We start from the raw sequence: 13969 nt of genomic DNA on the forward strand, positions 1-13969 counted from the left end.
GGACTGGAGAAAGGTGACTCAGTGATCGGATTCCTGAACCTTCATTGTCCATGAATCACATGGAACACAGATCCCGGCACACTCCAGTACACAGTCCGCTGCTCACAACATCATATCGGCAAATTGGTTGATGCAGCAGTGCAAATCTCAAACTGCAGCCAGTGGAGTTCATCCTGAAAATCAGAAAAATGTAAATCCAGGAAGTTTAGGAAGTTTCTGACTGGCAGAATTATCTTCAGGTCAGCCGTATTCAGGTCCGAGACAACCATTCAGCGACCGCTTCGACCAGATGGTCCATTTCTGACTGCGAGTTGTACAGGTGAGCAGAGACTCGCACGAGCGTTTTCTCTTTCCAGCGAACAACTGGAACTTCAATCTGATGCTGTTCCCAGAGCCATTGCTGCAGTGGATGAACTTTTCCCGGCAAAGTTTGATCGTCATCGATCGGAAGTTCGACGGCCACCATCGATCCATACCAATCATTGCTGTCTGGCGAAATCGGTCGGGCACCCACTTTTTCAATCAACCGTTGACGAACATACGCCGCCAGCTCATGAGTTCGAGAGCGGAATGTTTTGGCGCCGATCTCTTTGAAAAAGGCAATCGCCGCAGGGATTGCCAGATTCGGCGTCGCATCATAGGTCCCTTGCCAGTCGAACTCATCTTTCCACGAGGGCGATTCTCCATTCAGACTCCGCCCCCAACTGACAACTCCCGGTTTCAACCCTTGCTTCAACCGGGAACGAACATACAGGAAGCCACTCCCGAACGGGGCACTCAACCATTTGTGACAGCTCGCAGTATAAAAATCGCAGTCCAGTTCGTTCAGATTCACCGGCACATGCAAGGGAGCATGCGGGCCATCGATACAGACTGGAATCTTCAAATGTCGTGCGCGTTCACAGACCTCTTTGACAGGCAGAATCAGTGCGGTTGGCGAGGTCACATGACTGAGGACAATCAGTCTGGTACGTGCAGTCACCTGTGCCATGATTGCATCGACAATGGATTCCTTCGATTCCAGAGGGTATGGAAGCCTGGCCAGCACTGTTCGCGCTCCGGCCGCCTGACACTTCTGTCCCCAAATGCGGATGACGGCCCCATACTCATGATCGTTCAGCAGAACCTCATCACCAGGTTCAAGCGCCACGTTCGCTGCGACGACATTCATGGCAAACGTCGCATTTGGCTGTAAGACGACGTTGTCCGGGGACGCATTCAAAAATCTGGCAAGTTCTGTCGTTGACTGCCTGATCAACTCTGGCATTCTGCGGACCAGAAAATCCATTGGATTTCCTTGCAGTTCCTGCAGTAATTCCAGACGCGCGTTCTGAACCGCAACCGGAGAAGGACCAAAAGAACCGTGATTCAGATAGGTGACGCCGGGAGTCAGCCTCCACAGGGAACGCAACGATTCGTGAACAGGGCGTGTCGCTTCAGAGCGTGAAGTGTCAGGCATGGAATGCAAAATCCCGCTTCGCAGAGTCAATTGTCGCCCAACCACCTGATTGATACATCCGGCGGAGAAGCATCATCTTATCAATGTGAAAAGGACTTCATCAGTCAAGTTCAACACAGATTCACCGAACGTCGCTGACATAATCTGCGAGCCAGAATTGACCTCATCTCGTCCCTTGGTTCCAATGAAGCCTGAATGGCAGTCGGGAACTCCTGAAACAGGATGCAGATATGTTTGGACTCTTTGGCGGCAAAGACAGTAATGTCGTCGCAGTCATCTTCGAACGACGAGACCTGTACCAGATTAGCGGCCAACGAGTGAAAGGAAGTGCGGTCAGTAAAGCAAAAGAGGGAGCACGAGCACATCCTCGCTGTATCTACTGGGCCGTCTTCAACCAGAAGGGCTCAATTACCGAGTCAGGCGAAGGTGCTGGCCACTTACAGGTGCCTGGTGACACGCTGAAGAAACTGGAACGGGAACTTCGCTCGAATAAAACGGTTCTCGAAATTCTGAAGGCGCTCGAAACAAAACAGACGGACAAAATGGCCAAGCCTCTCGTATGGCATTGGTATCCGCCTCGCCAGATGCATGGATCGGAAACCCAGACTCGCGAGTAACACGGCAACGAATGCTCTTGCGGCCGGGCGACAGAAGCGACTGACTTACAGTTTAAGTGCTGAACCAACGGTTTTGATGCAAACTCCAACCTTCTGACAAATGGAAACAAAATGGCTGAAAATCGCAGAGATTTTTTGAAGGCATCTTTGGCAGCAACAGTTGGAATGGGAGCGATCGCTTCAGTGAAAACTGCACAGGCAGCTGAAGCAAATTCCAGCCTGATCAAACCAGGTCAGGTCATTCTGTTTCAGGGAGACTCGATCACTGACACTGGCCGCAGCCGTCCGACTGCCGACACCCCGAACATTAAGTCAACCTTGGGGAATGGTTACGCCTGGCTGGCAGCGTCCCAGATTCTTGTTGATCATCCCGGGGCGGACCTGAAGATCTTCAACCGTGGGATCAGTGGAAACAAAGTTCATCAGTTGACCGCTCGCTGGGACGAAGACTGCCTGAAGCTGAAACCAGATGTGCTCAGCATCCTGATCGGTGTGAATGACATTTGGCACAAGCTCGCCGGCAAGTACGACGGCGATCTCAATCGGTATATCACCGACTACCGCAACCTGCTGAAGCAAACCAAAGACGCTCTGCCAGATGTCAAACTGGTGATCTGCGAGCCATTCGTTCTGAAGTGCGGAGCCGTCGACGACAAGTGGTTCCCGGCCATCGACGAATTCCGAGGAAGCGCGAAATCAATTGCTGACGAATTCAAAGCGGCCTTCGTTCCATTCCAGTCCGCATTTGACCGCGCCGTCGAATATGCCCCACCTGAAGTCTGGGCAAAAGATGGTGTCCACCCTTCAGGAGACGGTGCCGCTTTGATGGCCCATGAATGGCTGAAAGTTGTCTACGGAACCAAAGCTTGAGACAACATCCTGAGCTCAATTCCATTTTGTAAAGTCGAGCCTTCCTGCCGTTCCAAAGACAGCAGGAAGGCTTTCTTTTTGGATTATTCAGATTTTACCGCCAATGCTCGCCAACATCCAAGCAGACCAATGCGTCGTGTCTGTCAGGGCCTCAACTGCTGCGATTCGCCACGCTCAAATCATCAATCCCGATATGACCAGTGAGTCCCTAAAAACCAGAGCAACTCCTGAATTCGGGGCGAACCATCCATCGCGAATGGACGCTGTTAAAAGCCCACAACTCGCGTTGAGTTTTGGCAACATCCTTCAGTTTGTGGTGTAGGGTTAGAAGGATCGGTTGAATTCCCATGAGTTCAACCAGCTCGGGTTCGACAGAATTCGCCTTTGGCGACTGTCATCAGCGCGGACACATGAGTCGGCAATTGGATTTCAGGCTCGTGTCAGAAGTTTGTGCAACCGGACTATGATTGATTATCAGCGACTAAAAACTGATCTGATGGGCCTCGGCCTGTTTGCAGTCGCGCTGTTTATGGGGTTGTCCCTTTACAGTTTCGACCCCGCTGATCCTCCGTCTTCACTGATGTACCCTCCGCGTTCGGACGCCATGAATCTGTGTGGCCCTTCCGGCGCCATTCTGGCCTTCTCGCTGGTAAATGCGTTTGGTCTGGGTGCTTGGTTCCTCCTGTTCGGCGTTCTGCTCGTCGACCTATGGCTTTTCTCTCGTGACGCCGTCCGCGACCCAATGATTCGCCTGATGGGAATCGGGGCGATGTTGGTCTCGATCTGCCTGCTGTTGCAACTCATCACTCCTCGACTTCCACCAGCTCCACTCGTTGGAAGCGGCGGTTATCTGGGAGCGTGGGGACGCGTGCTGCTGACAGAGAACTTCTCCACGGTGGGATCTGTCATCATTGTCGGCACACTCTTCTGCATCGGTTTGATGCTGGCAACGGAATCGCTGTTGTTCGGCATCATGATCAGTGCGATTCTGTTCCCATTGAAAGTCATTTCCTGGCCGTTCCGACTCCGCTATGCAGCGGTTGAAGCAGTTGCAGCGCCCCCTCCTGCAACAACAAGAGTCCGCACTAATAATCGAACAAATGCAGCGGATGGCGGTCATACATCGTCATCCGTAAAAGCCATTCCAGTGGCACCTCCACAGAAGTTGGCTGCATCTCCGTCGAATTTCAAAGTGAACCCTCCAATCAGCACGAAATCGGCGACGAGTTCATTGCTGAACATGTTTCGCAAGTCGGAAGATCACAGCAACGAAAAGATCGGCCTCCCATCGTTGGAGTTACTCGATAATGCAGAGGAATTCCCGTTCGAGCTGCTTGCACAGAAAGCACAGACAACGGCAGCAACTCTGGAGAAGACATTCGATGAGTTTGGTCTGAATGTCAGTGTGACCGAGATCGATACCGGTCCTGTCGTGACACAGTTCGAACTGGAACTGGAAAAAGGGCTGCGAGTTTCCAAGGTCTCCAACCTTCAGGATGACCTGGCGATTGCGTTGCGCGTGCCTGCCATTCGTGTGGTCTCCCCGATCCCTGGGAAGAATACCGTTGGAGTCGAAGTCCCGAACGAAAAGCAGGTCACGGTCCGTTTGAAGGAACTGATTTCTGCTTGTCGCGAACAGACTCAGGACATGCGCATCCCGATCTTCCTCGGGAAAGATGTCAGTGGTAGGCCATTAGTTGTAGACCTGGCGAAGATGCCTCACTTGTTGATCGCCGGTCGTACAGGAACAGGGAAAAGCGTCTGTTTGAATACGCTGATTTCTTCGATCCTGATGACCCGATCACCAGATGACGTCCGCATGCTGATGATTGACCCGAAGATGGTTGAACTCAGTCCATACACCAAAATTCCGCACCTCATGAACCCGGTCATCACCGACATGAAGAAGGCGGAAGCGGTCCTTGCATGGGCCGTTGACAAGATGGAAGAGCGTTACGATCTCCTTGCGAAAGTGGGAGTTCGTCACCTCGACAACTTCAACAAGCTCGGAAAAGAGAAGGTCCTCGAACGACTGGAGATCGATCCGGATTCGGACGAAGCCGATGCCATTCCAGACCGGATGCCGTATATCGTGATCATTGCCGACGAAATGGCAGATCTGATGATGACCTCCGGGAAAGATGTGGAATCGCACATCATCCGACTGGCTCAGAAATCGCGCGCCGTCGGGATTCACCTTGTCCTGGCGACTCAGAAGCCGACCGTCGATGTCATTACCGGTCTGATCAAATCGAACCTGCCGGCACGAATTTCGTTCCAGGTCTCAAGCCGCGTCGACAGTCGGGTCGTGTTGGACGAGATGGGAGCGGAGCGGTTGCTGGGGAACGGGGACATGCTGTATCTCGCACCAGGCACAAGCAGTCTCACTCGGGCACAAGGAACCTATATCTCTGATGAAGAGGTCAATTCCATCATTGACTTCTATAGTCAGTTCGCCCCTCGGTACAGCGACGAAATTGAACAGGCGACGAAAGCCGCGATGCAGAACGCGACTGCGTCATCGAGCGACGGCCCTCGTGAACGCGACGACATGTATCAACAGGCAGTTGAAGTTGTCATCCGCGAAGGAAGAGGCAGTTGCTCTCTGCTGCAACGCGCACTCGGCGTCGGTTATGGTCGAGCCGCGCGCATGATTGATCACATGGCAGAAGACGGAATTGTCGGAACCTATAACGGCTCTAAATCACGCGAAGTGATTTGTTCGCTTGAAGACTGGGAAGACCGTCAGTACAGCCAGATGTAGAACCATTCCCGCGCGACGTTCGCAGTACCGAATCACTGAGTGGCAGGACGAATGACCGGCCAGTACGAGTCGTTCGAAGTCGCTGCACCACGGGAATTGTAGTTCGGGGTTCCACCAGGGAAACTGTTCTGTCCACCTGATGGTGTTGCCTGCATTCCACTGCGATATTCAGGCGGGGTTGTTGCCGCACCGTTGGCCTGTTGCTGCTGCTGGTATTGCTGCTGCAACGCCTGCTGTTGAATCATTGCCTGCTGCTGAGCCTGTTGTTGCTGCCACTGAATGTGTTCCTGCAGCGTCATTGAAGTCGGCCCGTTATTGGTCCGCATTGCATCTAACACAGATTGATCAGGAACCGCTTGCTGGGCATATGGCCATGCAGGTGGAGTAACGCCGCCTGCCGCTGCCGGTGGATTCGGAGTAAATGTCGGTCCTGTGCTGTTGGGATAGAAGTACTGTGACCCTGCACTCGGGGACATCGGCGAGTTCATTGGTCCTTTCGCCCAGATTTGCTGAACATTTCTGTTCAACTGCTGACCGGCTTTCCACCGCTGCACTTCATAACCTTGCATCGCGTTCCAGGAAGGTTCTGGAATGTTGCTGTTCTGCATTGTCTGGGTATCGTACTGAACAGCATTTCCGTACTGTTGCCGGGTTTGCATTGGTGTGATTGGTGTCGGAGTTCTTATTCCCTGACTGAGTGCCGGAGATGCAACCGGTGTTGAGTACGGTTGAAAAGCCTGTCTCAGATCCTGAACCGGTCTATCGTCTGGCATCGCCCGATCGGGAGGCGCGATTCCCATACTCTGATAGTTCATCGCCCCCGGTGGATTGATCGGGGTTGTCGGGATCGTCCCGTTAAAAGTTGACGACGCTCCAAAGCCCATTCCCATACGAGCCGCAAGCCGACTTGCGTCGCCATTTGCTGGCCCGTTGGCATTCGGAAAGACTGACTGCTGAGCCATTGGATCATTCAGGCCGGTCATGCCTGAGGGAGGAAGGTAAGGCTGACCAGAAGCATTGCTTGCTGGTTGCCCCACTGAAGCAGGTTGTCCCGGCTGTTGCCCTGTCGGCATCTGCTGATTCACCAGAATCATGCTGTTATTTCCACCCTGCATCACAGGGTCATACAGACCTTGTCCCATTGCAGGCACCACCTGCCCCTGAGGGCCAATGACTCCCGCTTGCGGATGATTCCCTGCGACACTGGCAGACGCCATCTGAATTCCGCTCCACGGCTGCTGCCCCGGAACAGAAGTCGCAGGTGCCGTCGTGCCTGCAGGTGGAGTCGCTGGCTGACCAGTGGGCTGGACTGTTGTCTGTGCCGGAACTTCTGCAGATGCAACTTGAACAGCTCCTGTTGCTGGAGCTGTGCCCGCCTGGACTGCACCTGTTGATTCAGCAGCTGGTGTCGTGTTTGCAGAGTTCGCTGGAGCCGATTCAGCAATCGCAGCATCAGTTGGGGTATTGGAGTTCGCAGCGACTGCGGCCGTCATCGTTGCCGGAACACCTGTCCCCGCAGCGATCATTGCTTCACCCTCTGGAATTCGTGTCAACTTGCCAGTTTGATCGTCCAAAAGAAGCGGGCCTGACTTGGAAGCCGCCGCTCCGCTTTCTTTGTCGATCTGGGCAAGTCGTTCTCGAAGATCCGCATTGCTGGCAGGTCGTCCACGAAGCGGGCCGGCATTCGGGTTCGGTCCACCCGGTTGACCGGCAACGTTCTGGCCTGCTCCATCGCGTTCGCGACGCATCCGATCATACTCTTCAGTGAATTTCTCACCGGGAGTCTTCTTCTGGAGCAGCTTGCTCATCAACGAGTTGTGGGCGACAGAGGTATCAGCAGCGGTCTCAGACGTTTTCTGGGTATTTTCTGTCACAGTCCGTTCAGCATCAGCAAGGGACATCACTTTCGCATAGGCTTCCTGAGCCTGTTCTGCCTTCCCCTGCTTTGCGTAAACGTCTCCGAGATGCTTTTGAGCTTTCTGATTCGCCGGATTCGCCTGTAACGCCATCAAAGAGTAGCGTTCACTTTCTGACAGGCGGTTCTGAAGCAAATAGGAATAGCCAAGATCGCCCAGAATGTCCGAGTTGTTCGGGTTCTGAACCAGAGCCTGCTGATAATGGCGTTCTGCCTGCGTGTAATTCTTTTCAAGGTCCGCAACGATTGCGATTCCGTGATGTGCTTCTGAATTCTGAGGACTGCGTTGCAGCACAGCCAGAAAGTGCTCTTTAGCCTGATTTAATCTCTGTGGCTGGTGGTCAGAATACCATGCGGCGATTTCTCGCTGACCATCCTGAATACTCTTCTTGTTGGCTGCGATGTCCGCGTTGTTTCCGCTTTTCGCCTTTTCGTCCTGAGCGAGCGATTTTGAGGCCTTTTGCCCTTTTGATCCCCAACCGGTCAAATGAGACGTGGTACTACATCCGGTCACAAATACCGTCCAAAGCAGCAGATATTTAGCTGTACGGTTCATGAGGATTTAACCAGGGCGGGTGGACGGCGAGAAAAAGGAAACGTGATTGAGATCAACGATTCACGTTGGCATTGTGGGCAACGGAATCAATAGGACAGAAATGCTGATGAGGTCTGTGACTCGAAGGAACGAATCACGAGGTGAAAACACACGATCCCGAATAAATCCGGAACCTTCAAACTTGCGAATCGATCTCATCTGGCTGCTAAAATCGCAGAGATTGACAACGAATCCCGAGTTTGAGGCTGGTTTCTAATGAAACTTTGAAAAGCTGTCGAGATCGACTTTGCGAGAGGAGGACTGAGACTGAAGCTGAACGACAATAATGGCACTCGCCAACATGCTCTGATGGTGGCATTTCGTGCTGAAAAGCGTGCTTCAACGGCAATCGGCTGAAACTGCGACTTTAGTCATGTCAGTTGGTGATCGACTCTCCCGCCGAACCTTGAGTCGACCTGTTCTTCACGAAATTGCCGGAGTCAAGCCGGCTCACCAATTCCCCTGAGGTTCGCAGTTGGCTTATCATGCCGGTTTCGTTACGTTTGCGGAGTTCTGAATCAGGTGCATTCCCCGCCGGATCCGAAAAAAATCCGAGCGACGGAAGTGATTCAAGCACAATTTGATATCTGGCCCGGCCGGTCGTTCAGCAGTTAACTGGCAGGACACGAGAGACAGTTCCATGCGTATTTTATTGGCGAGTTCTGAAGCAGTTCCTTACGCAAAAACAGGCGGACTGGCCGATGTTGCCACCGGACTTGCTAAAGCCCTGTCTGAAGCAGGTCATGACGTCAGCCTTGTTCTGCCGTTGTACCGTCGCTTTATCCCGGAACAGAAGCGGGGCGAACCGGTTGCGCTGCTGAACATTGAGATGCGTCAATCGACGATCCGCGGAACAGTTCGCCGAGCACTGCTCTCCGGGACCAATGTGGAAGTTTTGCTTGTCGATCAACCGACATTCTTCGACCGTCGCCAACTCTACACAGAAGGCGGGCAGGACTACACCGATAACGCCGAGCGATTCATCTTCTTCAGTCGTGCAGTCATGGAGATCGCCCAGACACTAACACGACCAGACATCATTCACGTCAATGACTGGCAGACAGCAATTGTTCCGGCACTCGTGCATGCCGAGCGAATTCGCAGTGGACGGTTCATCAACACCGGAACTGTTCTCACCATCCACAACATGGCGTTTCATGGGCAGTTTGCAGACTGGCAAATGGAACTGACCGGTCTGCCACAAGAATTCTTCAACTGGAAGCAGATGGAGCACTATGGGCATCTGAACCTGTTGAAGTCGGGAATTGCTTTCGCTGATATGATCACAACGGTCAGTCCGACCTATGCCCATGAGATTTGCCGCTCAGAGTTTGGCTATGGCCTCGACCCGCTGCTTGTTTCCCGTTCAGAACATCTGGTCGGCATTCTCAACGGCGTCGATACCCACGACTGGAACCCGGCATCCGACACCGCACTCCCGATCACCTATACCGCAGAAACGGTGGTCGCAGGAAAAGCACGTTGTAAACGTGTCATTCAGGAAGAGATGGGTCTGGATTCGGACAAAGAGTGCCTGCTCCTCGGAATGATCTCACGCCTGACCGATCAGAAAGGTCTCGACCTGATCGTCCATAAGGCCGACGAAATCCTGAGAGCCAATATCCAGTTGATGTTCCTCGGAACAGGCGACCGCCACTATGAAGAGGCTCTGAAACACCTTCAGGAGCGTTACCCCGGTCGCGTTGCAGTTCGGGTGGGTTTTGATGAGAAACTGGCGCACCGAATCGAAGCCGGAGCAGATGCCTACCTGATGCCAAGTCGATTCGAGCCTTGTGGTCTGAATCAACAATACAGTCAAATTTACGGGACACTTCCGATTGTGAATGCCGTCGGAGGTCTCGCCGATTCCGTAGTGAATGCCACTCCTGAGACGATTGAGAACGGCACGGCAACCGGTTTCGTATTCAATCAGTACAATGCCGACGCATTCCTTGATGCAATCTGGAGCGCTTACGGTCTATTCGCTCACAATCGGGAAAGCTGGAATCTCGTTGTACAGAATGGAATGCTGAAAGACTCCTCCTGGGGAGCAAGTGCCAGTGAATACGTTCGGGTGTATCGCAAATCGATTGAGTACGCCAAACGCGGCGGACACATTGAACGTATCTGATTGAACGTCATTACAATTGAAGCGGATTGACCTCAACTCAATTCAGGCCTTAGTCACCGATTCCCGTAATCGGAACACCAAGTTTTCAATATCAGCGGTGACGAGAACGCTATGCAGCCTGTTTCCCTCGCATTGTTTTGGCATCAGCATCAACCGTATTACCCGGACGATATGACGGGTGAGACGTTGATGCCGTGGGTGCGACTGCATGCCACTAAAGACTACATCGGTATGGCACTTCACATCGAAGAAGTGCCTGAGTTCCGCTGCTCAATGAACCTCGTCCCCAGCCTGCTGCTGCAGATTGAGCGTTATGTCAAAGGGGGCTCAGACCTGCATCTGGAAAAGTCGCACCTCGCTGCTGACAGCCTGACTCAGGACGACGCCTACTACATCCTCGACCACTTCTTCATGGCCAACGAATGGTCCATGATCCGCCCTTATCCACGCTACTCTGAACTTCACCAGAAGCGAGGGGCCGGCCGTGACACTTCCGAGCAGGCACTGTCTCGATTCACGACGCAAGACCTTCGCGATCTTCAGGTCTGGAACAATCTGACCTGGATTCATGACCTCGTTTTCGAACGGGACTCGGCTCTGCGTGAGTTCCGCAATAAAGGTAAAGGCTACACCGAAAGCGAGAAGCAGTGGCTGCTGAACAAGCAGAAGGAAATCGTCGCCGAGGTGATTCCTCTCCACAAAAAACTGTCGGATGGCGGACAGCTGGAGATCACCACCACCCCGTTCTATCACCCCATTCTGCCGCTGCTCTGGGATAAGAAGTCAGCAAGGGAAGCGATGCCGGGTTGCCCGCTTCCAAAGCACACACAGAGTTATCGGGAAGACGCCGTTCGCCAACTCCAGAAAGCAGTGGAGTACCATACCAATCTGTTTGGAACTCCCCCCAAAGGGATGTGGCCATCAGAAGGCTCCGTCTCGCAAGAGATTCTCGGAGCAATCGCCGATCTCGGGATTGACTGGATTGCAACCGACGAAGAAATCCTCATGCATTCCACCGATGGCTTTGTCCATCGCGACGGCAACGGACTCGTCAACAGACCGGAGATGCTCTACCGGCCCTGGCGCGTTGAACAGGATGGAAAATCACTGCAGATGGTCTTTCGAGATCACGGCCTGAGCGACTTGATTGGCTTCCATTATCAGCGGAATGACCCGAACTGGGCCGCTGGTGATCTGCTCGGCAAAGTGAAAGAAATCGGGCGTTCAGTCGCCAACAACTCGCAATCGGCAGCGCTGGTTCCAATTATTCTGGATGGCGAGAACTGCTGGGAGTACTACCCGGACGGAGGCGTTGCCTTCCTGCGAAACCTGTATCGCAGCGCTGTTCAGGATCGGGAGATTAATCCGGTTCGCATCAGTGACTATCTCGAAGAGAACCCGGCAGCCCACAAAATCAGCCGACTTTTTGCAGGAAGTTGGATCAATCACGATTTCTACATCTGGATTGGTCACCAAGACGACCGTGATGCCTGGGACTTGCTGCACACAACCCGCGAGTATTTATTGCAGGCTGAAAAGAGCGAGAAGTTTTCTCCAGAGCAGATTCATCGTGCCTGGGATGAACTGATGATCGCGGAAGGAAGCGACTGGTTCTGGTGGTATGGAGACGACCACAATTCCGCTCAGGACTGGCTGTTCGATGACCTGTTCCGACGCCACTTACGCAACGTCTATCAGATCCTTGGCTCGCAGCCACCGGGTACGTTGCATAAGTCGGTCTCAACAATTGAACAACGACAGATTCACACGAACCCGCGAGCATTTTCAAACGTTCATGTCGACGGACGTGCGAGCTACTTCGAATGGCTGAACGCCGGTCATTATGCAGCTGGCAGCGAGCGTGGAACGATGACAATGGTCAGCGAGGGTGTCATCAAAGCCATCTACTTCGGCTTTGACACCGATCGTTTTTTGCTGCGTGCCGACACTTCGAATAAAACGAAGCATGACCTGAGTTCGTACGACGAAATTCGACTCCGCTTCATCGATCCGTTCGGGCTGGAGATTCGAGCCCCACTCATTCACGACGGAAAGCAGATTCAGTTCACACCTGAGATCATTCACGATGACAAAGCATCGCAGGAATCTGCGGGAAAATTTGCATCGAACTTTGTGTTTGAACTCGCTGTCCCGTGGAAGGAACTTGAAGTCACCGTCGGCCAACAATTGCATCTGGCACTTGAGTTAATCAAGGAAAACCAAGTCATCGAACGTGTCCCCAGTGAGGGCACGCTGGCACTCACGGTTCCTTCAAGTGACTTTGAGATGCAGATCTGGCAAGCGTAATACAGACGCTCAAAGTTTCTGATCTCGAAAGAATGAAATCTCCTCCGGGACTCTGAGTTCCGGAGGAAGTTCAACTTCGTTCGGTTTTTCAGTTCCACGGACCACAAGTTCCTGACTCGCAGCCCAGCGGCCGAGATCCTGCTTGCGAATCGCGGCGGCGATCAACTCTGGAAAGAGATCAGGAGTACAGGCGAACGCAGGAACACCAAAGCCGGCCAGCGTCGCGGCCAATGATTCATTTGATGCCGGGGTTCCATCATCAGCCAGGGAGAGCAGGCAGATCACCTGCACACCTGAGGCTGTTAATTCGGCAACCCGTCGTACTGTCTGTTCAACGTCCCCACCTTCAAACAGATCGCTGATCAAAATCAGGATTGTCTGTTCAGGTCGCTGAACCAGTTGCTGACAATACTTCAACGCCCGCGCGATATCGGTTCCACCTCCCAGCTGGGTTCCAAACAACAGATCCACAGGATCGTTCAGGTGCTCACTGAGATCGACAACCTCGGTATCAAACACAACAAATCGAGTGCTGAGAGACCGCAACGACGCCATGACTGCGGCAAAGATGCTGGAGTACACAACCGACGATGACATCGAACCGCTTTGGTCCAGGCAGAGAATCACGTCGCGCAGTGAGGAGCGTTTGCGCCGGAATCCGACGAGTTTTTCAGGAATAATTGCCTTATGTTCCGGCAGATAGTTCTTCAGATTCTTTCGAATCGTGAGATCCCAGTCGATTTCACTGGCTCGTGGGCGTGAAGTGCGGGAAGACTGGTCAATCGCTCCCTGAATCGCAGACACCATCGGCTGCCTCAGACGGCGCTCAAGCTCGTCGACCACTTTCCGCACGACCTTACGAGCGGTCTCTTTCGTCTTTTCAGGAATCACATTCTTGAGTGACAGCAACGTCCCAACAAGATGCACATCGGGTTCGACCGCTTCCAGCAACTCCGGCTGCAACAACATTCGTTGCAGCTTCAGACGCTCAAAAGCATCCCGCTGAACGAGGCGGACAACCGACTTGGGAAAGAAGCGACGAATGTCACTCAGCCAGCGATTCACTCGCGGCGAAGAACTTCCGAGGCCGCTACGACGATCCGAGTCGTAAACCGCTTTCAGAACAGCATCGATTTCCGCATCTGTCCCGGTGAGTTCGACATCGAGCCCTTCGAGATTCGCTGAATGGTCCGCAGGAGGAACAGGTTCATTCCCCATCACCATCCGCCAGCGTCGCAAGCGTTCTTTTTCCTGATTCACGTCAGCAGGTTTCTGCATTTCAGAAGTGACATATGACTCGGAAGCAATGGA

Annotated in this window: 8 protein-coding genes; 5 read left to right on the forward strand and 3 right to left on the reverse strand. The window is 53.1% G+C overall.

Features of this window, described 5'->3' with window-relative positions:
• Positions 1–250: 250 nt before the first annotated feature.
• Positions 251–1459, reverse strand: a complete 1209-nt coding sequence (locus tag SH527x_RS07745; RefSeq protein ID WP_437194082.1) for an aminotransferase class V-fold PLP-dependent enzyme — start codon at positions 1457–1459, stop codon at positions 251–253.
• 230 nt (positions 1460–1689) lie between these two features.
• On the opposite strand from SH527x_RS07745, the gene SH527x_RS07750 reads away from it, so the two are divergent.
• The 3 genes from SH527x_RS07750 to SH527x_RS07760 all read left to right on the forward strand — a co-directional run bounded on the left by SH527x_RS07750 (position 1690) and on the right by SH527x_RS07760 (position 5710).
• Positions 1690–2076 (forward strand): hypothetical protein, encoded by a 387-nt coding sequence (locus SH527x_RS07750; RefSeq protein ID WP_437194083.1) that lies wholly within the window; start codon positions 1690–1692, stop codon positions 2074–2076.
• A gap of 111 nt (positions 2077–2187) precedes the next feature.
• A complete protein-coding gene (locus SH527x_RS07755; protein WP_437194084.1) occupies positions 2188–2946 on the forward strand; it encodes an SGNH/GDSL hydrolase family protein in 759 nt (252 codons plus the stop codon).
• Positions 2947–3409: 463 nt separating this feature from the next.
• On the forward strand, positions 3410–5710 hold the full coding sequence (locus SH527x_RS07760) for a DNA translocase FtsK (RefSeq protein ID WP_437194085.1): 2301 nt from the start codon (positions 3410–3412) through the stop codon (positions 5708–5710).
• A gap of 32 nt (positions 5711–5742) precedes the next feature.
• Here the strand turns inward: SH527x_RS07760 and SH527x_RS07765 are convergent, their stop codons facing one another.
• Positions 5743–8181 (reverse strand): tetratricopeptide repeat protein, encoded by a 2439-nt coding sequence (locus SH527x_RS07765; protein ID WP_437194086.1) that lies wholly within the window; start codon positions 8179–8181, stop codon positions 5743–5745.
• Positions 8182–8860: 679 nt separating this feature from the next.
• On the opposite strand from SH527x_RS07765, the gene glgA reads away from it, so the two are divergent.
• Together glgA and SH527x_RS07775 are read left to right on the forward strand one after the other, a co-directional pair.
• Entirely contained in the window at positions 8861–10351 is a 1491-nt protein-coding gene (glgA, locus tag SH527x_RS07770) for a glycogen synthase GlgA (protein WP_437194087.1), read from the forward strand.
• A 111-nt stretch (positions 10352–10462) separates the two neighbouring features.
• Positions 10463–12658: an alpha-amylase/alpha-mannosidase gene (locus SH527x_RS07775; RefSeq protein ID WP_437194088.1), complete on the forward strand. Its 2196-nt coding sequence runs from the start codon at positions 10463–10465 to the stop codon at positions 12656–12658.
• A 9-nt stretch (positions 12659–12667) separates the two neighbouring features.
• Here the strand turns inward: SH527x_RS07775 and SH527x_RS07780 are convergent, their stop codons facing one another.
• The gene (locus SH527x_RS07780) at positions 12668–13936 is read right to left on the reverse strand and encodes a VWA domain-containing protein (protein WP_437194604.1); all 1269 of its coding nucleotides are present in this window, start codon (positions 13934–13936) and stop codon (positions 12668–12670) included.
• Positions 13937–13969: the final 33 nt, after the last annotated feature.

The organism is Planctomicrobium limosum, assembly GCF_051465645.1.
Lineage (GTDB): Bacteria > Planctomycetota > Planctomycetia > Planctomycetales > Planctomycetaceae > Planctomicrobium.

Coding starts and splice junctions, on each gene's coding strand:
- SH527x_RS07745 (WP_437194082.1), bottom strand. CDS start 1,459: ATGCCTGACACTTCACGCTCTGAAGCGACACGCCCTGTTCACGAATCG.
- SH527x_RS07750 (WP_437194083.1), top strand. CDS start 1,690: ATGTTTGGACTCTTTGGCGGCAAAGACAGTAATGTCGTCGCAGTCATC.
- SH527x_RS07755 (WP_437194084.1), top strand. CDS start 2,188: ATGGCTGAAAATCGCAGAGATTTTTTGAAGGCATCTTTGGCAGCAACA.
- SH527x_RS07760 (WP_437194085.1), top strand. CDS start 3,410: ATGATTGATTATCAGCGACTAAAAACTGATCTGATGGGCCTCGGCCTG.
- SH527x_RS07765 (WP_437194086.1), bottom strand. CDS start 8,181: ATGAACCGTACAGCTAAATATCTGCTGCTTTGGACGGTATTTGTGACC.
- glgA (WP_437194087.1), top strand. CDS start 8,861: ATGCGTATTTTATTGGCGAGTTCTGAAGCAGTTCCTTACGCAAAAACA.
- SH527x_RS07775 (WP_437194088.1), top strand. CDS start 10,463: ATGCAGCCTGTTTCCCTCGCATTGTTTTGGCATCAGCATCAACCGTAT.
- SH527x_RS07780 (WP_437194604.1), bottom strand. CDS start 13,936: ATGCAGAAACCTGCTGACGTGAATCAGGAAAAAGAACGCTTGCGACGC.